The organism is Lacticaseibacillus boliensis (assembly GCF_054784775.1).
This window is the reverse complement of record NZ_BAAIHN010000006.1, coordinates 76,883-99,033: the sequence shown is the minus strand read 5'-3', so window position 1 is coordinate 99,033 and position 22,151 is coordinate 76,883. Positions and strand designations below refer to the sequence as shown.

Annotated in this window: 21 protein-coding genes; 8 read left to right on the top strand and 13 right to left on the bottom strand. The window is 51.6% G+C overall.

Going from position 1 to position 22,151, the window contains the following annotated elements; all coding sequences use genetic code 11:
- The first annotated feature begins 265 nt into the window (after positions 1-265).
- From ACYVRB_RS04495 to ACYVRB_RS04475, 5 genes are all read left to right on the top strand, one after another.
- Complete coding sequence (locus ACYVRB_RS04495) at positions 266-442, top strand: hypothetical protein (RefSeq protein WP_461213841.1); 177 nt, start codon at positions 266-268, stop codon at positions 440-442.
- A gap of 3 nt (positions 443-445) precedes the next feature.
- Positions 446-724, top strand: coding sequence for a helix-turn-helix domain-containing protein (locus ACYVRB_RS04490; RefSeq protein ID WP_260185217.1), 279 nt, complete (start codon positions 446-448; stop codon positions 722-724).
- A 395-nt stretch (positions 725-1,119) separates the two neighbouring features.
- Complete coding sequence (locus ACYVRB_RS04485) at positions 1,120-1,344, top strand: DUF3173 domain-containing protein (RefSeq protein WP_461213836.1); 225 nt, start codon at positions 1,120-1,122, stop codon at positions 1,342-1,344.
- Between the two features lie 12 nt (positions 1,345-1,356).
- On the top strand, positions 1,357-2,505 hold the full coding sequence (locus ACYVRB_RS04480; protein WP_461213835.1) for a site-specific integrase: 1,149 nt from the start codon (positions 1,357-1,359) through the stop codon (positions 2,503-2,505).
- Positions 2,506-3,420: 915 nt separating this feature from the next.
- On the top strand, positions 3,421-4,269 hold the full coding sequence (locus ACYVRB_RS04475) for an aldo/keto reductase (RefSeq protein WP_461213840.1): 849 nt from the start codon (positions 3,421-3,423) through the stop codon (positions 4,267-4,269).
- 529 nt (positions 4,270-4,798) lie between these two features.
- Here ACYVRB_RS04475 and ACYVRB_RS04470 read toward each other — a convergent pair.
- From ACYVRB_RS04470 to ACYVRB_RS04420, 11 genes are all read right to left on the bottom strand, one after another.
- Entirely contained in the window at positions 4,799-5,002 is a 204-nt protein-coding gene (locus tag ACYVRB_RS04470) for a helix-turn-helix transcriptional regulator (RefSeq protein WP_461213834.1), read from the bottom strand.
- Positions 5,002-5,304 carry a hypothetical protein gene (locus ACYVRB_RS04465; protein WP_461213833.1) on the bottom strand — a complete coding sequence of 101 codons (303 nt, stop codon included), beginning with the start codon at positions 5,302-5,304 and terminating at the stop codon, positions 5,002-5,004. The genes ACYVRB_RS04470 and ACYVRB_RS04465 overlap by 1 nt, the downstream gene beginning before the upstream one ends.
- 143 nt (positions 5,305-5,447) lie before the next feature.
- Complete coding sequence (locus ACYVRB_RS04460) at positions 5,448-5,720, bottom strand: hypothetical protein (protein ID WP_461213832.1); 273 nt, start codon at positions 5,718-5,720, stop codon at positions 5,448-5,450.
- Positions 5,698-5,928 carry a hypothetical protein gene (locus ACYVRB_RS04455; protein WP_461213831.1) on the bottom strand — a complete coding sequence of 77 codons (231 nt, stop codon included), beginning with the start codon at positions 5,926-5,928 and terminating at the stop codon, positions 5,698-5,700. Before ACYVRB_RS04455 ends, ACYVRB_RS04460 begins: the two co-directional genes overlap by 23 nt.
- Before the next feature lie 93 nt (positions 5,929-6,021).
- A complete protein-coding gene (locus tag ACYVRB_RS04450) occupies positions 6,022-6,840 on the bottom strand; it encodes a Cof-type HAD-IIB family hydrolase (RefSeq protein ID WP_461213829.1) in 819 nt (272 codons plus the stop codon).
- Between the two features lie 28 nt (positions 6,841-6,868).
- Positions 6,869-7,135, bottom strand: coding sequence for a hypothetical protein (locus tag ACYVRB_RS04445; protein ID WP_461213828.1), 267 nt, complete (start codon positions 7,133-7,135; stop codon positions 6,869-6,871).
- Between the two features lie 97 nt (positions 7,136-7,232).
- Positions 7,233-8,204 (bottom strand): DUF1002 domain-containing protein, encoded by a 972-nt coding sequence (locus tag ACYVRB_RS04440; protein WP_461213827.1) that lies wholly within the window; start codon positions 8,202-8,204, stop codon positions 7,233-7,235.
- A gap of 87 nt (positions 8,205-8,291) precedes the next feature.
- Positions 8,292-9,224: a Ppx/GppA phosphatase family protein gene (locus ACYVRB_RS04435; protein WP_461213826.1), complete on the bottom strand. Its 933-nt coding sequence runs from the start codon at positions 9,222-9,224 to the stop codon at positions 8,292-8,294.
- 36 nt (positions 9,225-9,260) lie between these two features.
- The gene (locus ACYVRB_RS04430; RefSeq protein WP_461213825.1) at positions 9,261-10,103 is read right to left on the bottom strand and encodes a GRP family sugar transporter; all 843 of its coding nucleotides are present in this window, start codon (positions 10,101-10,103) and stop codon (positions 9,261-9,263) included.
- A gap of 630 nt (positions 10,104-10,733) precedes the next feature.
- The gene (locus ACYVRB_RS04425; protein ID WP_461213824.1) at positions 10,734-12,872 is read right to left on the bottom strand and encodes an RNA degradosome polyphosphate kinase; all 2,139 of its coding nucleotides are present in this window, start codon (positions 12,870-12,872) and stop codon (positions 10,734-10,736) included.
- Positions 12,869-14,395, bottom strand: a complete 1,527-nt coding sequence (locus ACYVRB_RS04420) for a Ppx/GppA phosphatase family protein (protein WP_461213823.1) — start codon at positions 14,393-14,395, stop codon at positions 12,869-12,871. The genes ACYVRB_RS04425 and ACYVRB_RS04420 overlap by 4 nt, the downstream gene beginning before the upstream one ends.
- Before the next feature lie 156 nt (positions 14,396-14,551).
- Between ACYVRB_RS04420 and ACYVRB_RS04415 the strand changes: the two genes are divergently transcribed.
- On the top strand, positions 14,552-15,472 hold the full coding sequence (locus ACYVRB_RS04415; RefSeq protein ID WP_461213822.1) for an aldo/keto reductase: 921 nt from the start codon (positions 14,552-14,554) through the stop codon (positions 15,470-15,472).
- A 408-nt stretch (positions 15,473-15,880) separates the two neighbouring features.
- Here ACYVRB_RS04415 and ACYVRB_RS04410 read toward each other — a convergent pair whose 3' ends face one another.
- Positions 15,881-16,888, bottom strand: coding sequence for a LacI family DNA-binding transcriptional regulator (locus ACYVRB_RS04410; protein ID WP_461213839.1), 1,008 nt, complete (start codon positions 16,886-16,888; stop codon positions 15,881-15,883).
- 360 nt (positions 16,889-17,248) lie between these two features.
- Between ACYVRB_RS04410 and ACYVRB_RS04405 the strand changes: the two genes are divergently transcribed.
- Positions 17,249-18,931 carry a glycoside hydrolase family 13 protein gene (locus ACYVRB_RS04405; protein WP_461213821.1) on the top strand — a complete coding sequence of 561 codons (1,683 nt, stop codon included), beginning with the start codon at positions 17,249-17,251 and terminating at the stop codon, positions 18,929-18,931.
- An 11-nt stretch (positions 18,932-18,942) separates the two neighbouring features.
- On the top strand, positions 18,943-20,325 hold the full coding sequence (locus ACYVRB_RS04400; protein WP_461213820.1) for an SLC45 family MFS transporter: 1,383 nt from the start codon (positions 18,943-18,945) through the stop codon (positions 20,323-20,325).
- Between the two features lie 48 nt (positions 20,326-20,373).
- Here the strand turns inward: ACYVRB_RS04400 and ACYVRB_RS04395 are convergent, their stop codons facing one another.
- A complete protein-coding gene (locus tag ACYVRB_RS04395; protein ID WP_461213819.1) occupies positions 20,374-22,125 on the bottom strand; it encodes a glycoside hydrolase family 13 protein in 1,752 nt (583 codons plus the stop codon).
- Positions 22,126-22,151: the final 26 nt, after the last annotated feature.

Here is a 22,151-nt window from a genome sequence, read left to right as displayed (position 1 = left end):
TCGGTCTGTTCGTGGTGCATCGATCACCAACTTCTCCGCTCAGTCAGTATTCGCAACGCTCCAAACGTTGCTTTCAGACCGGCCAGATGCGATTTCATGTCCCAAATACCGAGGTGAATAATCCAGGATTACTTTGATTCCTGTACAAGATTCAGTCCTTCATTCTTTAGTGACACCGTCATTTGACGCGCCGCTTTTTGATAAGGCACCCTCTACAGATATTGTACGATTAGAGCTGTATGTGGAAAATTATGAATTAAGTGAAATGATACGCTGTTTGAATAAGCGGCAAAAATTTATATTATATTACAAATTCGTTGCTGATTATTCTGATGCCGAAATTGGGGCGTTACTTGGAATCTCTGCACAATCAGTTGGCGCACAACGGCGGAACATTTATAAATTGTTGCGTTCAGTTTCCAATATAAATACTGGAGGTTAATTCATGGACTCTCAGTCTAAGTGGAAGGGTTACGTTAATCTTGTGCCTTACATCGCTGCTGCCCAATCAGGAGACAGTGAGGCATTACAATTTCTTATTAATGAGTTTTCCGGACTTTGTCACAGGCATTCAACTACTAGCTCTCACATCGACTACGAGCTTCTCCATGAGCTTGAGTTGCAGGTTGCTCTTGCAACTATAGCATTTGATTTGCATCGAATTCAGCAAGAGGTTCAGCCAGTTGCCGATGATTTCAATCCTGAAAAAAGGTTTAGATTTTAAATTTTGGATTTATCCGCATTTAAACGAATTTATAGTTCTTTGACAATTGAATAGCATTGTTCAGCAACAACAGCCGTCGCCATGACCTCGTATGAGTGAGCGAACCCCAAGGCCAGATACTTGTACGTCACTCCCACGCAACGGGAGAACTAATCCACCGTGGATCAGCTAGCCGGTCGGAACCGGGCTGAACAACGCCGCTATGAATTGGTTTATTTGGAGGTGAGTTCGTGTTCCACTTACAAGTCACAATCGGAGCAGTTCCACTGTAATAGCTTCCAATCGTGAATTTTAACATTAGTCGTACAAGCATACGCGTCAGTATATTCGTATGGATCTGCTGGAGGTATAATAGTAGTTGGAAGAACCCAGCTACCATTAGGAAAGGAGGCAAAATGACCCGCATCGTAACCCCAACTTTGACCAAGCATGAGCTGATGGCGCTCGGCTATGGGCCTTCATTCTCGAAGGATATTATCCGTCAAGCCAAACTATTATTGGTAAAAAGCGGACACCCTTACTACAAGTCAAAGCAGCTGGGCAGAGTTCCAATTACTACTGTTGAGGAGATACTAGGGATTGAGCTAGATTCAGGCTCATTTGTTGGTCATCTGCAATGAGGGGTAACTAACATGCCGAAACTTGCAGATCCAATCAAACAAAGTTCTAAGAACAAAACTTGGTACTTTCGTGCCAATGTCGGGTTTAACGAAAAGACTGGCAAACGAGTCCAAGTTCGCCGCAGTGGCTTTCGAACCAAGAAAGAAGCCCGTGAAGAATATAATACCGTGATGGCAAATGGCGCAACGCCAAAGGAGAACGATACCAACGAAATTCGGTTCAGCGAATTTGTCGATACGCTATTTCTGCCCTGGTACAAAGGACGAGTGAAAGACTACACTTATCGCACCCGAAAATATTGCCGAGACTTAAACTTGAAGTGCTTTGACAACATGCTCATCAGCAAGATTACTTCGGCTGATGTGATGAAATGGCAGAACGAATTCAACGCACGTGCAAGCAATGCCTACACACGGGTTAATCATTGCCTGCTGTCACAGATTCTCAAGCAAGCTGTTGTTATGGGTTATGCAAAAGAGAATCCGGCAAAGATCGTTGGTAACGTGCGTAAGACTAAGAAGCCAATCTCTTTTTGGACATTACAGGAGTTTGAGGCGTTTATTAGTTCGTTTGACATTACAGATTACCAGCAGCACTTTTTGTTCATTAGCTACTGGTTGATGTTCTTCACCGGCTTGCGAATGGGCGAGGCGACCGGGCTGTTCTGGGACGACATCGATTTCGATCAGGGGACGCTTCAAGTTGAGCGGACTTTGCATTATCGTTCGGTGTTCGACTATGATTTGTCTGAACCCAAGACCGCTGCTAGTCGGCGCTTGCTTGCGCTAGACGAAACAACGCTTCAATATCTGAAAAACTGGCAGGCACGCCAAAAAGAGCGCGTCAGCTCTGATTTTGTGGTTTCACAAGACGGCGTGCCGATTGGTCGTGAAAAGTTGGATAAGCCGATGAAGGATCACACGAAAACGCTGAAACTCAAAGCAATCACCCTTCACGGTTTCCGTCACTCTCATGCGGCATTGCTCATCAGCATGAAGGAAAATCCGTTGATGATCAAAGAACGCTTGGGTCACACAGATATCCAAACCACGCTCGGTGTATACGGGCATCTATATCCAAACAGCAATACCGAAATGGCAAAACGTTTGAATGGTCTAGTGACTTACAAACCGGAGCCCCAAAAGAAGGTTGTCGCATAGCTGGCAGCCTTGAGATATTCAAAACCGGGTTGTGCCATTTATGTGCCACCTCGGTAGTGCACCATCTTAAAACGTTGATATGGAGGGCTTGAATGCCATCTCTAATTCACCCCTCCAAAGTGAAACCCCAATCCCCAACAGCCGCCATCCCCTGGCGGCTGTTTTTGTATCGATATTGTATGCGCTGTCACCCTGTCATATACTAAAAGGTGTGTCAGCAATCACTACCATCACACCACTGTTGCTGTCCGGCAACGTAAGTCTTCTTTGGGATGTGTTGGGAATAGTGGTATAGGTCGGGTTTGGTATGTTCCGGTCCTTGAGATGGCTGGAACGGTGCGAGGCGCTCGGAAGCTAACTCTCCGCTTCGCTCCGAGTGGATCTTCCTCGACGCCTTTGTTGTAAGCGGCAAAGCCGCTAACAATAATGCCGCGCCTGAGCCATCTCGGGCCTCCACACACCAAACCCTGACGTTAGTGTCCTGTGTCACCGGAAGTGGCAAATTACACGGGAGTAGAAATGTACTAGCGGCTGACAGTACATCTAACTAAGAACGGATTAGTTATAATCAACGAGTTGACCCGTTTGTCCATGACATCAAATTATCCTGATACGCAGAATCTAGGGTGTGGGCGAAAGTGACGGAAGCAGGTCAATCTGACGTGGTGAGATTGCTGTTAGCGACTTGTCGCTTACAGCAAGGCGCAGGTGGAGATCCACTTCGTCGCAGACGAAGTTAGCGAAGCCGAACCCTCTCCACGACAGATTGAAACCTGCTGGAGTTACTCTCGCCCGCACCCGACCGCGATTGGTCTACAGCCAACGACACACTTACGTTGCCGGACAACGATAGGTAGGAAATTTGACATACGTTTTGTTGTGTATCTCGCTATGATATAGAAAGGACTCATGAGTATGACAATACTGACCCAGACATTCAAACTAAACAACGGCGTCGAGATCCCTCAAGTCGGTTTTGGCACCTGGCAGATCCCGGATGGCCAAACCGCCTATGACGCGGTATCTCGGGCGCTGGAAGCCGGCTACCGCCACATCGACACCGCCTTTGCTTACGGCAACGAAAAAAGTGTCGGCAAGGCCTTGCGCGATAGCGGCTTGCCTCGAAATGACGTGTTTGTGACTTCCAAGCTGCCGGCCAGCGTCAAAGACGCCGCCGGAGTCAAAGAACACTTCAAGCGGACACTGGATAGCCTCGACATCGAAGCCATCGACCTCTACTTAATCCATGCGCCATGGCCATGGAGCGAACCGGGCACCCGCTACGACAAAGAAAACCTGGTCGCTTGGGACACGATGACGCAATTTTATGCGGACCATCAAGCCCGCGCCATTGGAGTTTCGAATTTTGACGTCCACGACATGCAAAACCTGATCGACCACGGCGATGTCGTCCCAGCGGTCGATCAGATTCAATACTACATCGGGGCCACAGAGCCGGAAAACACTGCCTTCGCTCAAGCACACGACATCTTGGTTGAAGCCTACTCGCCACTGGCGACCGGCGATCTATTGAACAACGCGACGATTCAAGGCATTGCCGCCCACTACGACGTTACCATCGCTCAGCTGGCATTGCGCTTCGTCTTGCAAAACGGGGTCTTACCGCTGCCAAAAGCGACCAGCAAGGCTCATATCAAAGCCAACACGAAACTGAACTTCACGATCAACGACGACGACATGGCGACGCTCAACGCCATGGACGACGCTGCCCCAAGCCACGGCCACAACCAGACTCAGCGCTAATCACAAAAGAGTAGCTGCGACAAAAAGCGGTTTTAGCATAGAGTAGAAGACTCCTGCCAAGTAAATCCCGAATTTAGGATTTGCTTGGCAGGAGTCTTCTACGCAAATGCGTTGCTTTATGGCGCGTATATCTCTGTAATCGTCGTGGTTATTTCGTGAACTTGAATTTTGTCTTGGGCCGTTTGGTTAATCAGCGTTTATCTGCATGGGCTTTTGATGCCCTCAGCGACGTCGTGCCGCTCATCAATCGCGGGATACTCGTGTGCAATTGGCGGGAGAGATCTTTTTGCCGCCACCGGTGCAATTTCTTGCGCAATCGTTTCTTCACGGATGCCATCTCCTGCACGAAAGCCTCATACCTTCGTCACAATTTCGCCACATTTACCCGATAATATGGAACCATAGAAATGAGTTACCCCCTTGTTTCTACTTACCCCACTTTTTCTTAGTTGGTCGGTGTTCCCTGCACCGTCAACTTTTCACTCCTCCAAAGTGAATATATACCCTAATTGGCCGCCTGCCCTGGCGGCTATTTTTGTGTCTTCGCTGGCTGAAACAGCGTGTCGACCGTCGTGTCGAGTTGCTCAGCCAAGGCGAACGCGAGCTTCAGTGTCGGGTCATACTTGTCGTTTTCGATCGCGTTGATCGTCTGGCGGCTGACCTGACATTCATCTGCCAATGTCTGCTGCGTGATGCCTGCCGCTTGCCTGAGTGCATGGATCTGATTCTGCATTAACCTAGCGCTCCTAACCCATAGACCACGGCCATCAGCCCCAATACGACACCGCACAGCACAACCAAACCGACAGACGCCGTGGTGCGCGCACTTTTACCAAGCCGGTGCCACTGAAGCACCTGCGTGGCGCCGATCGCCACCAATGCCGATGAGCCCCACAATCCCGTCAACACCGGATCGTAGTGCCCGCTTAACGCCCGGTAACCCGTGAGCACCGCCAGCCCGACCACCAAATAGACGTATCCAGCCAGCAACCCCTGCCGGCTGAACATTTGCTGCATCTCATCGTTTTTGTGCATCGCTACCCCTCCATAATTGTTAACGTCTTGACAGCCTCAATCTACCAGCCGCGAAACTGAATGTCAAAAGGATTTGACATCCGACGGTAAAAAAATAGCGCTACGACCAACTCCAGTGGTTGACCGTAGCGCCATTTGTCTGGCTAAAAGGCTGGCACGTTGTCGAGCGTATCATCAAAATACAGCTTGCCATCATATACCACCGTCGGCACGCTGGTGATGCCGGCTTCGCTGACCGCTTCGGCCACTTGCGCCGCGATCAGCTCTGCTTGCGGATGCCGCTGGACGTGATAGGTACCTTCCAGATACGCTGGCACGTCGCTGGCAGCGTTAAGCGCATCTTGGTCAGCAAAAACCGCCTTGATGAAGTCCAACGCAGATTCGGGATGGGCATTAATCGATATAGCAATCTGCAATCGCGCCGTTCACGAGTTTGACCCGTTGCTTGCTCCAAAATTGCAGATGGGCCTGCACCCGTCCTGCTGCAACCGCCGCTTCAAGGGACGCAAAGTTCGCGTTAAACCAGTCCCGGGTGTCAGAGCAACCGAGGTTAAGCACCAGCCACACCTGGTGGTCAGCATCCTGTTGCCCCAACGTCAGGGTATTCGTCGGATCAAAAGTCATTATACGGCCTCTTTTCGTAAGTCTCTATCGTAAAAGATAGTCGTTTATGGTTAAAAGTCAAGCGTTTATCATACACCGGCAAGCGCTGGTTGCCTACGCAAACACCCGCTGAAACAGTGCTGTTACCGGGTCGTGATCATTGTCGACGGACAACACCAAGTCAGCTGCCGCCTGTACCTGTGGTACCCCGTTGGCGACGCTGACGCCCAGCCCAACTTTCTTGATCATCGCCAAGTCGTTGAGGTTATCTCCCAGCGCGATGATCTCGTCTGGGGCGATCCCGATTTGCTTGCCCAAGGCGATGGCAGCATTCCCTTTGTCAATGCCAGTCGGATTAAACTCGACGTAACGCCCAGACGAATAGCTGACCGTAAACACGTCGCCCATCACTCGTGCCACTTCAGCGGCGAACGCCTGTCGCGCTTCGAGCTTTGGATGTTCAAAGATCACCTTGATGACCTGCTGCCCGCACAAGGCCGCCAAGTTCGGGTCAGTCCAGCCTAAGTAATCAACGCCGCGATTGGCCAGATACACTTTTTCGTCTGCGGTCGGGCGGAAAACATACACATGGTTTAGCGTATAAATATGAGCGCCGAGATCGGGATGCGCCGCCGCCAAGCGGAAGAGCTGATCTGCCGCGGCAAAATCCAGCGCGGTGCTGGCAAGCACGGTGTTACCCGCGTTCTCAACGATGGCCCCACCGTTATAAGCGATGACATACTGCCCCGCCAAGCCGTAAGTCCCAATCGTCTTCAGCAATGCCTGCACAGAGGCAAACCCGCGCCCGGTGTTGGGAACGAACTTCACACCCATCTCGCGCAATTTGGCGATCGTGGCGACATCCGCCGGCGACACGTGTCCGTCTGTGCGCAACAGACTTTCATCTAAATCCGAAACGATCATTTTATACATCTGTTTACCTTCCTCCAACTCGCTCCGATCACGCATTGCCGGCCTTGCGTAGCCCGTTGCGATACAGCACGTAATACACCCACGCGATGATCAGCGCGGGAATCAACGCGACCAGTAGCGCTCCCAAGTTAGGTTTTTGCACCAGCGCCATCACCAGCCGCACAACGCAATAGGCCACTGGAATCACCAGCCCCACCTGCTTCGACTTGCCCAACTTGCCCAGCGCATAGTTAACGTAACCTAAGCCGATCGTGATTACCACGACCGCCACGATCAAGATCAATCCAAGCATCATGTTCCCCCCTTAATTGAACTTATTATCTCAAAGTCTCTCGCCAGACGCAAAAAGCGCCCCTGCACCGCAAGAATCACGGCGTAGAGACGCTTCATTGTTAAAACAGGCTGGCAATCCAGTCGATGATAGCTTTGAAAAAGTTAACAATGGCATCGAGGATCTTCTGCAGGAAGTTGCGGTTTTCTTGGGTGTTCAAGCCCTTGATCTTGGCAAACAGGTTCTTCGCGGAGCTTTGGATAGAACTAGCGAGCTTGGAAGCCTGTGCCTTGAAGTCGCCGGACTTCAGCGCACCGGAGTTTTGGATCTTGACCATCAAGTTGACGATCTGGGTACGCTGGTTGTTGTTGATGATGTTGGTCAAGTTGTTGGCCTTCAGCTGCGAATCCACGATATTGCCGATGGTGTTTTGTGACAAGGTTTGTTGCCCAGAATTAGACTGGGTGGCCATGTCCTTTTTCATCCCTGCCACCGCGTTATTCAGCTGCTTATCGCTGTAACCGTCTTTGCCCTTGTTAGCGTCGGTGATGCCGGACAGCGTATTGACCTCGGTTTGCGCCGCGTTGATCTGGTTGGCGTTAAGCGTCTGGCCGTTTTGAGCAAAGGCCGCGTACACGCCGGCCAGCGCGCCAGAACCATCGATGCGAACCGCAGACGTGATGTACAAGTTAGCATTCGTGACCCCGGCGGTCAGCGCTGCGTTGCGGTACTGGTCACTGGTGATCGTCGTGATATTGTTGGTGCCGTTGTAAGGCACGATGGTAACATTGATGCCGCCGCTAGTGGTTTTTTGTACTAACGCTGACGACCACACGCCGCTGGTACTGGTGAAGGTCGAGCCGCTCGGGTTCAGGTACTTCACCAACGTATCCCCATTGACGGTGAGTTCAGACACCGAAGTGACATTGGCAGCTTTTTCCAATGTCGAAACGGTGCCGGACTTCTGGTCTGCGGTTAAACTGGTACCCAAGGTCGCCACCGGCTGCCAAGTGTCGTCGGCGTGAACTGATTGACTGGTGAAGCCTAGCGCCGCGGCAACGAATAGCCCCAGCACGATAATTAGTTTTTTCATCGTGATTGCTCCTGTTAACTAAGATGTCTTTACAATACTAAATCCGCGCGTTGCAAGCTAGCCGCCGCGTGGATTCTTAACGTCTTCTTACTCACTGGCCTTGGTCGCTTCGAGATGATGGTACAGCGCCCCTTCACGCAACCCGTATTGGGAAAAGGTCAGCCGGTCCGAGTCGAGATAACGAATCATCATCACCACCGGTACCATGCCACCGATGATGATATCCGCTCGATACTTGGCCAAGCCTGGAATCGCCTTGCGTTCTTCCAAGTTGGCATCGACGACTTCTTTGAAGATGGTATTCACCTGTTTGGTCATCATTCGGTAGCCATGGATATCCTCAAAATCTGCGACCTTGTCTTTACGCCGCTGGATCTTCGCCAGCGTCCGGTTGGACCCGCCCAGCGCCACAATCGGCAGGTTTTGCGCCTTGCGCAGCCACCAAATTGAGTTATAGATCCGGTTAACTTCCGTAATCAGATCAAACAGCTCGCCGGCGCTGACCACGTCGGTCGACAAGAAGCGCTCACTGAGGTTGACCGACCCAAACGGAATCGAGATCAGGTGTTGGAGCTTGCGGTTTTGCACCAAGATCAGTTCCGTCGACGCGCCGCCGGTGTCCATGATCAAGGCGTTTTGAATCGGAAGCGTGTTGATGACCCCGGTGTAATCGAGCTCGGCTTCCTTCGTCCCCGGAATCACCTGCAAGTCGACCCCGATAGCTTGTTTGACCCGCTTCAAAAAGGTCTTCTGGTTAGCCGCCATTCGCGTCGCTGCTGTCGCATACGCTTCGAGCGTCAGGTCGTCTAAGTCAGCGTATTGTCGCTTGAACTCGACCAACGCATCGATCGTGCGTGTCATCGCAGCTTCTTGGAGGACGCGCGCGTCGCCCATGCCTTCAGACAGTCGCACCATTTCCTTCAGCTTCAATAACTGCTTCACGCCACCATCTTCGTTGATCTCCCACACGCTCAACCGCGCCGAATTACTGCCTAGATCGATCACACCGTAATGTTTCATTTTTGACGAGCCTCCACGTTCACCATATCGTTATGATTATAGCATCACCAGCCCGACTGCACCGGCGAGCAAGACAACTAAGCCCAGAATGGTCATGCGTAACTGTCCTTTGACGAACTCGTGCAAGACGACGCCGCCAAGCAACGTCGACACGATGACGTTCAGCTGAGACAAAATAAACGCATTGACCAAACCACTCATCGATAACGATACCAGATATGCCGCGGCCGCGACACCATAAATGAATCCGGAAGAGATATTACGCATCGTTGCCAACGACTTCAGCCCGCGTGGCTGGGTCAACCCGATCACTAACGCTGCACACAACATTCCTAGCGCCTGCGGGAAAAAGCCGGAAAGGTTGGAGGCCACATGCGCGTAATGCGGGATCGCAGAATACCCCCAATACCCAGCAGTGCTAGCGATCAGCATCAGATAATCGCGCATTCGCCCGTGCCCGGCATGAATCTTGCCGTTGGCCATCAAGACGCCTGCAATAATCACTACCAATGCCACTAGACTCAAGCCAATATCTCGAACACCATGCCATTCGCCAAATACCAGCCCCCCGATCACACTGTTGCCAATGATCTGCAACGCTGTCGACAGCGGCATCGTCGTACTGACGCCGAGCGTCTCGAAGCCGTGGTACTGCCCGCCTTGCCCGAAGCTCCAGCAAAAACCAGACAGGAAAAACAACACCGCCGTCGTCATGTTAAACTGCAACTGCCAGATCAGCGTCACCCCGGTTGCCAAGATCACCATCCCAATGCTCGTGCCCAGCAGTTGCTGGCGGAAATTACCGCCACCAAATTGATGGATCCATATCGGCAAGATGCCCCAGAAGAATGCCGGAATCAACCCGATCAGTATTGCCACAATTGCCTCCCCGCCCACAAACCTGCGTGCTTACCTAATTTTGCTCTGATTGCAAGCGCAATCAGGGCGCCTTTCCACAGTTAACCACACTTCACAGCCGATTGTCAGGAGCAGAGATACAGAATAATCTGGTCATAGCCGTGAATGTGTTCCTGTCAGCATATGTGTATGCGGCCGGGTGTGGGCTAAAAGCGACTCTAGCAGGCTAGTTTATTTTAATGGGTACGTTGGGTACGTGAGAGCACTTCAGTGGCCTCGAATAGCACATTCAAAACAAGACGCATTGTCGGCAATATCTCCTTTTTAGAATCCTAACAACTTAGAAACTGCCACTCGGTATGTTCAAAACGCAAATGTGAGGACGGGGTGTACGGAAGCCAGATATGGCTCAGGCGCGGCATTGTTGTTAGCGGCTTGCCGCTTACAACAAAGGCGTCGAGGGAGATCCACTCGAAGTATTGCGGAGCGTTAGCTCCCGAGCGCCTCGCGCCGTTCCAGCCATATCTGGCTGGAGTGCACCCCGTCCGTACCATAGCCGTAGCAGAGCTATCCCCCTGCCGCCTGGCGGCTACCGTGTACACCTGCCCCCATCCAAAAAGCCCCGCAAGCTAGATCTTGCGAGGCTTTGGTTTAGTCGTGTTGTTCTGGTGCTTTCATCGGCGTGAAGCGGTGTGCTTGCTGCGGATCGGCACCTTGTTTGGTATGGGCGGCGGCGATTTTGGCCGACGCCTCTTGCATAAAGACTTCTTGGGCGTTAATCAGCTCCTTGCCGCGCAAGTCGATCCGCTCCCAGGTCGCGTCTGGCATCAACACCCGCGACTTGATCGTGTCTGCCCACATCGTGTTGAAAATGTGCATGACCTGCTTGTGCACGGCGTCTGCCAAGATTGGGAACAACAACTCCACCCGCCGCGACAAGTTGCGCTTCATCAAGTCGGCGCTGGACAAGTAGAGGTGCTCGTCACCGTCAGCGTAGAAGTAATAGATACGACTGTGTTCCAAGAACCGGCCGACGATCGAATGCACGGTGATATTATCTGAAACGCCAGGAATGCCCACTTTGAGATTGCAGATCCCGCGCACGATCAGCTCGACTTGCACGCCGGCGGCACTCGCCGCGTACAACGCCTGGATCATCTCGGTGTCCGACAGCGAGTTCATTTTCATCCGGATCAGTGCCTTGCGTCCTGCCTTGGCGTTGGCGATTTCGGCGTTGACCTGAGTGATCAAGAAATCGCGGATCCCGATCGGGGCGATTACCAGCTTGTGGAAGTACGCCGGCTCCGAGAAGCCGCTCAACATGTTGAAAATGTTGCTGGCGTCAGCGCCCATCTCGGCATTGGCGGTGAACAAGCCCATGTCGGTGTAGAAGTTGGCGGTGACATCGTTGTAATTTCCCGTCGCCATGTGCATGTACCGCTTGATACCAGACTCTTCGCGGCGGACGACCAGTGCCAGCTTCGAGTGGGTCTTCAACCCCACCAGCCCATAAATTACGTGGCAACCGGCACGTTCGAGTTCCTGGGCCCAGTGGACGTTGTTTTCCTCGTCGAAGCGCGCCTTGAGTTCGACCAGCACCGTCACCTGCTTGCCGTTTTGGGCGGCTTGTTTGAGGCTGGCGATGATCGGGGATTTGCTGGAAACGCGGTACAGCGTCATTTTCACCGCCAGTACCTGCGGATCGATGGCAGCTTGGTGGATGAAGTCCACCACGGTGGCAAACGAATCATACGGATGTTGCAAGAAGATGTCGTGCTGGGCGATCTGAGCAAACAAGTCGCCTTGTAGCGCCGGGTCACGATAAGGCGTGAACTTCGGGAACAACAGGTCTTGATGGCCTTGCACCTGTTTGGCCAGCTTGGAGGCGACGTTCAGATCAATCGGTCCGTGGATCTCATAGATATCGTCTTCGTCTTTGATATCTAAACCGCGCACCAGGCGCCTTCTGAGGTATTTGCCCATATCTGCATCGATTTCTAAGCGCATGACCTTACCGTGTTGTCGCTTTTTGAGCTGCGACTGAATTTCTTTCATCAAATCAGACGTGTCTTCTTCCGCGACGTCGAGGTCCATGTCTCGCGTCACACGAAACAGCGCGGTCTCTTTGATTTGCGCGCCAACGAACAACTCCCCGACATAATGGTCAATGATCCGCTCGATCAAGATAAAATCATTAGGTGCATCCGGCAGCCGCACCACGCGCGGGAAGCTACTGGGGATCTGCACCGTCGCAAACGCCTTGTCGTTGTCGTCTTCTTCGCGTTGCAGGCGCACAGCGAGGTTCAACGAATCGTTGCTCAAAAACGGAAACGGCCGTGTCGGATCCACACCCATCGGCGTCAGCACCGGATACAGCTCTTGGTGAAAATAGTCGTCGACGTATTCGTGTTGACGATCCGATAGCTCATCAAAACTACGCAACCGGATATCGACCGCTTCTAGCGCGGGGCGCAACATCCGGCTGAACGTCGTGTACTGTTTTTCCACCATCTTGTGCACGTCTTTGGCGATGGCCTTGAGTTGGGCGGCAGGCGTCATCCCCGCAGCGTCGGGTTGGTCATAATCGACCGCCACCATCTTGCGCAGACTGGCGACGCGGACGTTGAAGAATTCATCGAGGTTGCTTTGGGTGATGCCCAAGAACTTGACACGCTCCAGTAGCGGATTATCGCGATCACGCGCCTCTTCCAACACACGATCGTTAAAGGCGATCCAACTCAGCTCGCGGTTGGTAAAATATTTCGGATGCTCATACGTCTTCTTGCTCATACAGAAAGCCTGCCTTTCAGTTCAATCGGTAATCCGAACACCGCGGCAAAAAACTGTCCTTTGCGCGCCAGCGTCCAGCGTTCCAGCTCCACGTCGTCGTTGGCCGTAGCGGTCAGCACGACGCGATCGTCGCGTTGCGACACCCGGATGCTGGTGATCTTTTGTTGCCGCGATGCATCGAGGCTGTCCGCGACTCGCAACAACGCCGACAGCTTGGCAATCGTCAACCGCCGGGCAGATGACATCTCTGGCAAGTCGCCGAGATCGATCTGTGGACTGTCGCTGGAATGGAATCGTGCGATTGTCGCCACCATCTGTTGCTCGTTGGCATCCAGGCCCATCAATTCCGAAGCCTTGATGATGTAATCGGAGTGCTCGTAGTGTTTGTGGGTGTCGACATAGCTGCCGATATCGTTGACGATCGCGGCGATCTGCAACAGCAGCCGCTCGCGTTTGCCCAGCCCGTGGAGCTTACGCAACCGGTCGAATAGTTGCAAGGCGAAGGTGACTGTCGACTTTTGGTGCTTGGGGTCGACCTGATACCTTTCCGCCAAGTTCTGAGCCGAGATCACGATTTCCTTGGTCGGATCCAGTGCCACCGGCTTATATCCGGCCTCCAGTGCGGCATCAACTTCCAGACCATCGAGCATCTTGAGGTTGGAGACCCAGATTTTTTCCGCGTGAAGCGTCTTGACCAAGCGGTACACCAGCAAGATGGTTGGTAACACCTGGGCAACTTGATTCTGTGGCAGTTCATAAGTGTCCATCAAGTATTGATCCGAAGCGTGAATGACCTCGTGATACAACAAATCAAAACCTTCGCGATCAGTTTCCACCGCCGTTTCACCCACCGGGATCAAGGTCTCGAGCAACGACAAGGCACTGCCCATCAAGATCATGTTGTGGTAATCCACATCCCGTGGCAACAAGCGCATGAAGTCGACCAACCGCGAATCGATGTAGTCGCGCATGACCTCGACATAATTAGGCACGCTAGCCTGCACGGAACTCATCACCTCATACACTCGCAGCGGGCCGAGGCTCAGGTTCCGTGAAAACCCGAACTCGCCGTTGGTGAAGGCCGTCAGCTCGACGCTACCGCTTGAGATATCGATCAACACGGTGCCTTTTTTGGTGATCTTGGCGAAGTTAGGAAACCGCGCAAATACCGCCTGCGTCCGGTAAAAGGCTTCTTGCGACAGCGTTGCCCGCTGAATCTGCCAGCCGGTCCGGGCCACGATCTGGTCCCAGACGAATTGCGCATTGTCCGCCTCGAAGAAACTGTGGCTACCGACGATCGTCACCTCACGATTACCATAATCTTTGAATAACTGTTGGATCGTCAAGAATGCCGCGACGATCGAATCCACGGTGCCTGGCTGGATCTGGTTGGTGGCAAAAATGTCTTCTCCGATCGCCACTGAATAGGTACCGCGCTCAATCTCATTGAGCGTCTTGAGGTCTGTGATACTGAAAAATAGCGCCTGTGCCCCAATAACAACGAAGCCTCGACTGCTGGCCATGCCCATCACTCCTTATAGCGGTATGTCGCACACGCTTTACTTCTATACTACCACCTTGATACCGGCATCGTCGCGTCGCGAATTCGCTTTCATTCTCTCGATACTTGTGCTAGGCTATTTTTAATTAAAGCATTATTAACTTCATGGAGGTGCACTATGAAACTGATCAACTTAGGTGGCTCCGGTTTGCTTGCTTCCCCTATCGCTTTGGGGGTCATGCGCATTACCAAACTGGACGAAGCCGGCGCCGTGGCGTTGCTCGATCGCGCGTATGAGGCAGGCATCAACTTTTTTGACAACGCGGATATCTACGACGGCGGCAAAGCAGAATCGCTGTTCGGCGCCGCCCTCAAAAAAGCAAGCTTCAAGCGCGATGACGTCTTAGTCCAAACCAAATGTGGGATCATCCCTGGTAAGGCCTACGACTTCTCCAAGCAACATATCCTCGATTCTGTCGACGCTTCCTTGAAGCGCCTGGGACTGGATTACGTCGACAGCCTCTTGCTCCACCGGCCAGACACACTGATGGCACCCGACGAGATCGCAGAAGCCTTCAACACGTTGCAAAACGCCGGCAAGGTCCGCCAGTTCGGGGTGTCTAATTTTAATCCCGGCCAAGTTGCTTTGCTTCAACAAGCCGTCGGTCAGCACCTGTTTGCCAACCAGTTGCAGCTATCGCTTAAACACACCGGCATGATCGACTTTGGCATCCACACCAACATGACCGATACGCGGGCCACCAGCCACGACGATGGCATCCTGGAATACTCACGGCTACACCACATGACGATCCAGGCCTGGAGCCCGTATCAATATGGCTTCTTCGAAGGCGTCTTCATCGATAATCCGAAGTTTCCTGAACTTAACGCGGAACTCCAGAAGCTCGCCACCAAGTACCACACCAACGTCAACGCCGTGGCGGCCGCTTGGATCTTGCGCATCCCCGGTGATTTCCAAGTCATCGCCGGTACCACCAACGCCGACCGGATCGCCCAGATCGCGGAAGCCGGCGACTTTACTCTTACGCACCAGGAATGGTACGACCTCTACCTCGCAGCGGGCAACGATCTGCCGTAAACTGGACGGCAGAAAAATTGCTTCTTGGGCGTACCCGAAAAGCAGGGTTTCATGCTACCGACAAAGTCACGCCAGTTTTAACAAGATGATTTCTACAAACGCTAGAAAGCAACTTTCTTTTTGGAGGGCTTCTTGGCGTTTTTTGGTTATATTTGTGGTTGTGATTACGCACCGTAAGAAACTAACCAAATGGCATTCTAAACTCAGCGGCGCTTCTTGCCAGGCAACGTTACGCCTCAATAATTTAATCGTTCTCGAGTATTGTGGCTAGTTCCCTGACAAATATTGCCCCAAATTCGCGAATTTTCGATAATGATTCAACCAACCAGAAAAAGCAGCTATCAAAATGACCACTTTGATAGCTGCTTTTTCTTTGACTACATCCTGATAATCATCAAAGATGTTTTGTTAGCGCAATTCCTTAACGCTTTCACGCTCGGTAATCACCACTGGCACAAAGGCTTGCACGCCGTTAACTGGTTGCTTTGCCACTTCCATTTGGTGAATTCGTTGCACGCCATCGATACCCATCTGATAGAAATCTTGCGTGACGCTGGTTAAAGCTGGTTGCACGATTTCACACATTTCTGTCCCGTCAATGCTGACAATCGACAGATCGTCAGGCACACGCTTGCCTAGGCGCCGCGCCTGATTCAATAACCCAACGGCAACCATATCACTGGCGGCTACGACGCCAGTGATAGTTGTATTGGCCCCGTAAGCTTTCATCGCCGCCAATCCTGACTGAAAACTATAATCACCAATTTGCAGCCATGCTTTTTCAGGAACGATATCCGCCTCCATCAGTGCTTGTCGGTAGCCCTCTAGGCGCCGCCTCCCAGTATAAGGGTATTGATCCAAACCGGCGAGCCCGATCTTACGGTGTCCCGCAGCTAATAAGTATTTCGTCGCTTGATAGCCAATCTCGTGGTCATCAGAACTGATGAATGGTCGCTGATCATCAAAACTCATCGACAAGAAACAGTATGGAATCCTGGCACTTTTGAGTAACGTTAGATTATCCTCTGACAACGCCACTGACAGGAGCAATATGCCCATCACTGGGCGTTCGATAACTGTCAACAAGGCTTGCCGTTGTTCTACCGGATCAGCACTACCCGCATAGCTGACGATTAAGCGATAGCCGTATGCGTTTGCCTGTTGCTGAATCCCATCTAACATGTCGCTGGCAAAATTGGTTTTCACTGCGCTCACCACGGCCGCAATCACATTACTTCGTTGCTGCACCAGTTCAACCGCAGCTTGATTTTTTTTATATCCCATTTCCTTGGCCACAGCTTTGACGCGCTCCGCTGTTGCGCTGGCATAAAAATCAGCCTTATTGGCCAATACTCGGGAAACTGTTGACGGAGAAACCCCAGCTTCTTTTGCAATCTCTTTGATCGTAACCATCAGCATTAACTCCCTTCGAATTATATAGTTCAAAGTGTACAACTTTGTCCAGGAAAACAAAAGGTAACGTTTACATCTTCTTCATCGCATGGTAATTCCTTGTGCCCGCAGACTCTGCTGTGAATAATGACGAATATTGCCCCCTGCATTGGATTAACTTCAAAAGTTGGTACACACTCGTAAACTCAATTTTTTTACGCAATTGATTGTAACCGGTTGACAAGCATCTTGGAAAGGCTTACTATTCAATTACACAAACGTTTGTGCAACATTTGCAAAAGAATTAAAGCAATATCAAAGTATATTTAAATACTATATCAGCAATTATTTAGAAATATATTAATTCAAGGAGATATTAATACTATGGATAAAAGTTGGAAAAACAAAGTTATCTATCAAGTATACCCTGCTAGCTTTCAAGACAGCAATAACGACGGAATCGGCGATTTGCCTGGCATCACATCACGCCTAGCGTATCTCAAACAGCTCGGTGTTGATATTGTCTGGTTGAGTCCAGTCTATCAATCACCACAAGTCGATAATGGTTATGACATCTCGAATTATCAAGCCATCAACCCTGACTTTGGAACGATGTCAGATTTTGATGCGCTACTCAAGCGCGCACACGAGCTAGGGTTGAAGATCATGATGGACCTAGTCGTCAATCACACATCAGATCAACATCACTGGTTCCAAGAAGCCCTCAAAGGTAAAGACAATCCTTACCGTGACTACTACATTTGGCGTGATGGTAAAGATAATGGTGCGCCCAACAACTGGGGTTCTTTCTTTGGTGGGCCTGCCTGGGAGAAAGATGAATCATCAGGTCAGTACTATTTGCATCTGTTTGCCAAGCAACAACCTGATTTGAACTGGGAAAACCCAGCACTACGCCAAGAAGTCTACAAAATGATGACCTGGTGGGCCGAAAAGGGCGTCGATGGTTTCCGGATGGATGTCATTAACTACATTTCCAAGCCAGAAGGATTACCAGATGCACATAAGAACAAAGACGACTTATATGGCAACCCAGAGCCATTAGTCGCCAATGGGCATCGCATCCATGAATTTCTTCAAGAGATGAACCAACAGGTACTTACCCCCTACAACATGATTACAGTTGGCGAAGCCCCTAGCGTGACAACCGATGAAGCGCAACGTTATGCAAGCGTTAAGAATAACGAGCTCAATATGGTATTCCAGTTCGAGCACATGGGCCTGGATGGTAACGATAATCCCACACTTGGTCGTTGGGCTGATAAGAAAGCAAGTTTAAGTGATCTGCGCGCGAACCTGACAAAATGGCAAACGGCGCTAGCAAACAAGGCTTGGAACTCACTCTACTGGAACAACCATGATCAACCTCGCGTCGTTTCCCGCTTTGGTGACGACAGCACAGAAACTTTCCGCGTGTTGAGCGCGAAGATGCTAGCCACTATGTTGCACTTCCAGCAAGGCACGCCGTTCATTTTCGAAGGGGAAGAGATTGGCATGACCAATGCTCACTTCGATAAGTTAAGCGATTATGTCGACCTGGAGTCGATCAACGCCTATCATCAGCTCGTCGACCAACAACATTTGTTGTCTGGCGAGACCATGTTGAAATACCTCAGTGCCCACAGCCGCGATAACGCGAGAACACCGATGCAGTGGGATGCCAGCCAAAACGCCGGATTCTCTGCCCACTCAACTTGGGAGAAGATGAACCCGAGCTACCCGACAATCAACGTTGAACAAGCACTAGCCGATAAAGATTCAGTCTTCTATTACTATCAAAAGCTGATCAAGCTTCGGCACGAATTACCGGTTATCACAGATGGCACCTATGCTTTAGTGGCTGGCAACGAAACAGATGATCAGGTCTATGCCTACACGCGTAAGCTTGCTGATACGACGTTGTTGATCGTTTTAAATTACACCCAAGCCACACTACAGCGTCACTATGATGTTCCTGCCGACGCTGAGTTACTGATCAGCAATTATCCGGATGATCAAGGTGATGACCTTCGCCCTTACGAAGCAAAGGTTTATCAGTTTAACGAGTGAGGAGGCCCGTCATGCAAAAAGAATCAGTCAATACTCCCAAACCCAATGTCGAAGCGCCTGTAGAACAACCACAAGTGGCTGACAACAACTTGCCAACGTTACCCATGAAGACCATTTTGGCTATGACTTTCGGCTGTATCGGGGTCAACATGGCCTTCACCTTGCAAGGCTCCCAGATGAGTCGGATCACGCAGACGATTGGGGTCAATCCTAACAGTTTGGGATTTTTCTTCCTTCTTCCGCCATTATTAGGGATGATCGTTCAACCGTTGTTGGGCAAGTTCTCAGATACAACCTGGACGCGTTTTGGCAGACGAATTCCATTCCTCTTAGTCGGCGCGCCAATCACCGCAATTGTGATGCTGATGTTGCCTTTCACCGGTTCCTTTGGATTTGGCTACGGTTCTACTGTGGCGCTGATTTATGCCGCAGTCGCGATCGCGCTGATGGATATGTTCAGCAACATCTGCCTGGCGCCTTTCCGGATGCTAGCTGGTGACATGGTCAATAACGATCAGAAGAACGCCGCTTGGTCGTGGCAACAGATCTTTGGTTATGCCGGCGGGATCCTGGCCGCTTTGTTGCCCTACTTATTGACAACCATTGGGATCTCTAACACCGCATCCAAAGGGAAAGTCCCTGACACCGTCATTTGGGCTTACATCATCGGGGCGGCAGCAATGATTATCACCTGTGCCGTCACCATCTTCAACGTTCACGAATACGATCCGGAAACCTATGCGAAATATCATCGCATTGCCGTTAAGACTAAGGCTAATTCTGTCGGCCTCTGGCAATTGGTAAAAAAGGCGCCTCGTTCGTTCTGGGAATTGGCAGTGGTGCAACTCTTCAGCTGGATCGGGATCATGTACACGTGGACTTATGCCACCGGTGCGATGGCCAACAACATCTGGCACACCACCAATCCTGCTTCAGTTGGTTTCCAAGCCGCCGGCAACTGGTACGGGGTGATGACCGCATTCTACAGTGTGGCCGCACTTCTATGGGGCTTCGTTTACGCTAAAACCAAACCTAACCAGCGGAGATTCTGGTACGCCTTCGGCTTATTCGCTGATGCCATCAGTATCATCATTGTGGCCTTGACCAATAACCAATGGATTGCGCTAGCCGCGTTTGCGCTTTATGGGATTGGCAACTTTACCATCAATACCTTGCCATTCACAATACTGACGTCTGCATTGGATGGCGAAAACCAAGGCTCGTACTTAGGACTATTCAACATCGTCGTCTGCGTGCCACAGATCATCGGCTCAGTCTTGAGCTTCTGGCTCTTCCCGCTACTTGGAAACAGTCAATCAATGATGATGATCTTTGGCTTTGGCGCGATGGTTATCGGTGCCATTTCAGTTGCGATTATTCACGAAGGTAAGTGAGACTGCAAAAAAAATAGGGTCATCGGAAATATCCGGCGACCCTATTTTTTATGCAGTCTCACCTGTTAACTTTTCTATCACAAAGCCTTTTGGTGCCAAGATGCCGTCATCATAACCTTCTGCAAGCACCGCCTCCGCCTGGACGGGTTGCGACGTGCTCGTGGTGTTGAACCAGCCAGACAGCACCGTTGTTTGCCAGCGCCGAGTCACCTTGATCAGGCCGGTTTCGGTCGTCGTCAAAGTGGTCGTCCCGCGGCCCAGTACCGTCGCGTACCGCCGGCGCAGGTGCACTAGCGCAGCGACTTGTCGCCACATTTGGCCGTGCAGGCGCGTCCAGTCCATCGGTTTGCGATTATCCGGATCGGCTTCCCCAGTCATACCCATTTCTGTGCCGTAATACAAACATGGCGCTCCCTCTTGCATGAAGGTGAACGCCAACGCCTGAACAACGGCGTCGTGGTCACCGTTTGCGATCGTCATCAAGCGCGGTGTGTCGTGCGAACCCAGCGGATTAAGTTGCGCCTGGTTGACCGGATCACGAAACTGCATCAGATGGTCGACCAATTGGGCACACAGACCAGCCGGCGTCAGTTGCCCTTGGAGAAAATGATTCAAGATCGGCTGGGTGAACGGATAATTCATCACGCCGTCGAACTCGCCGCCGTTCAACCACGGCTGGCCGGTTTGCCACACCTCTCCCAGCACATAAAAATCTGGGCGGATCGCAACCATCGACGCCTTGAACCGCCGCCAAAAATGATGATCGATCTCGTTAGCCACATCCAACCGCCAGGCATCGATCCCGAAGTTTTTTGCCCAATATATTGCAATCGCCAACAGGTAGTCTTGAACCTCAGGGTTAGCGGTGTTTAGCTTAGGCATGCTCGGTTCGAACCCGAACGCGTCATATTGCGGCCGCCCTTCATTTTTCCGGGGATCACGATATGGTGTCAGCGGCCAATCGTAGAGATGGAACCAATCGCGAAAACGCGACCGTTGGCCGTTGGCCAGCACGTCTTGCCAAGGCAATGCCGTTTCTCCGAGGTGGTTGAACACCGCATCGAGCATCACCCGCATCCCGCGCTCGTGAGCGGCCTGGACGACCTTGGTAAACAATTCCTTGTCCCCGAACGCCGGATCGATCTGATAATAGTCAGTCGTGTCGTACTTGTGGTTGGAAGGCGCAAGAAATAGCGGGCAAAAATATAACCCGTTGACCCCTAGCGCCTCTAAATCATCAAGATGATCGAGCACCCCTTGCAGATCCCCGCCATAAAAATCATTACGGCCGGGATGGGTCTGCGGTTGCCAAGGCTTGGTGTGCTGCGGATCGTTGGCGGTCGAACCATTGGCGAAGCGCTCCACGAAGATCTGATACCACACCGTTTCGCTCACCCATTCAGGCGGATCCACGGCGTCCACGGCATGCAGGTACGGCATGCGGTAATAATTTTCCGCCACCCCGCGCGCTTCTTCACTGTCCGGCCGCGGCCCTTGCGCCGTAAACAACCAGCGGTCGCCGTTTTTGCCGACCACCGCAAACAAATAGCGCAATCGGTGATAAGGCGTCTGGATCGTTTGCCCCCAGTAATCGTGGACTTGGCCGCGACCCAGCGGCAATAACGCCACCTCGCGATAGCGCACCTGGCCGTCTGCGCGGTCCATATATGGATCGCCGACCAGGGCGACGACAGAGGCCACGTCTTGGCCAGTGGCAAAACGCAAGCGCAAGCGCTCGCTGCTAATACTGAAACAATCTTCGCTGTCAGGACGGCGGTGCATTGCTGCAAGATTGAGCATAGTCAACCTCCTTAACCGTTACTTCG

Coding starts and splice junctions, on each gene's coding strand:
- ACYVRB_RS04495 (WP_461213841.1), top strand. CDS start 266: ATGATACGCTGTTTGAATAAGCGGCAAAAATTTATATTATATTACAAA.
- ACYVRB_RS04490 (WP_260185217.1), top strand. CDS start 446: ATGGACTCTCAGTCTAAGTGGAAGGGTTACGTTAATCTTGTGCCTTAC.
- ACYVRB_RS04485 (WP_461213836.1), top strand. CDS start 1,120: ATGACCCGCATCGTAACCCCAACTTTGACCAAGCATGAGCTGATGGCG.
- ACYVRB_RS04480 (WP_461213835.1), top strand. CDS start 1,357: ATGCCGAAACTTGCAGATCCAATCAAACAAAGTTCTAAGAACAAAACT.
- ACYVRB_RS04475 (WP_461213840.1), top strand. CDS start 3,421: ATGACAATACTGACCCAGACATTCAAACTAAACAACGGCGTCGAGATC.
- ACYVRB_RS04470 (WP_461213834.1), bottom strand. CDS start 5,002: ATGCAGAATCAGATCCATGCACTCAGGCAAGCGGCAGGCATCACGCAG.
- ACYVRB_RS04465 (WP_461213833.1), bottom strand. CDS start 5,304: ATGCACAAAAACGATGAGATGCAGCAAATGTTCAGCCGGCAGGGGTTG.
- ACYVRB_RS04455 (WP_461213831.1), bottom strand. CDS start 5,928: ATGACTTTTGATCCGACGAATACCCTGACGTTGGGGCAACAGGATGCT.
- ACYVRB_RS04450 (WP_461213829.1), bottom strand. CDS start 6,840: ATGTATAAAATGATCGTTTCGGATTTAGATGAAAGTCTGTTGCGCACA.
- ACYVRB_RS04445 (WP_461213828.1), bottom strand. CDS start 7,135: ATGATGCTTGGATTGATCTTGATCGTGGCGGTCGTGGTAATCACGATC.
- ACYVRB_RS04440 (WP_461213827.1), bottom strand. CDS start 8,204: ATGAAAAAACTAATTATCGTGCTGGGGCTATTCGTTGCCGCGGCGCTA.
- ACYVRB_RS04435 (WP_461213826.1), bottom strand. CDS start 9,224: ATGAAACATTACGGTGTGATCGATCTAGGCAGTAATTCGGCGCGGTTG.
- ACYVRB_RS04425 (WP_461213824.1), bottom strand. CDS start 12,872: ATGAGCAAGAAGACGTATGAGCATCCGAAATATTTTACCAACCGCGAG.
- ACYVRB_RS04420 (WP_461213823.1), bottom strand. CDS start 14,395: ATGGCCAGCAGTCGAGGCTTCGTTGTTATTGGGGCACAGGCGCTATTT.
- ACYVRB_RS04415 (WP_461213822.1), top strand. CDS start 14,552: ATGAAACTGATCAACTTAGGTGGCTCCGGTTTGCTTGCTTCCCCTATC.
- ACYVRB_RS04405 (WP_461213821.1), top strand. CDS start 17,249: ATGGATAAAAGTTGGAAAAACAAAGTTATCTATCAAGTATACCCTGCT.
- ACYVRB_RS04400 (WP_461213820.1), top strand. CDS start 18,943: ATGCAAAAAGAATCAGTCAATACTCCCAAACCCAATGTCGAAGCGCCT.
- ACYVRB_RS04395 (WP_461213819.1), bottom strand. CDS start 22,125: ATGCTCAATCTTGCAGCAATGCACCGCCGTCCTGACAGCGAAGATTGT.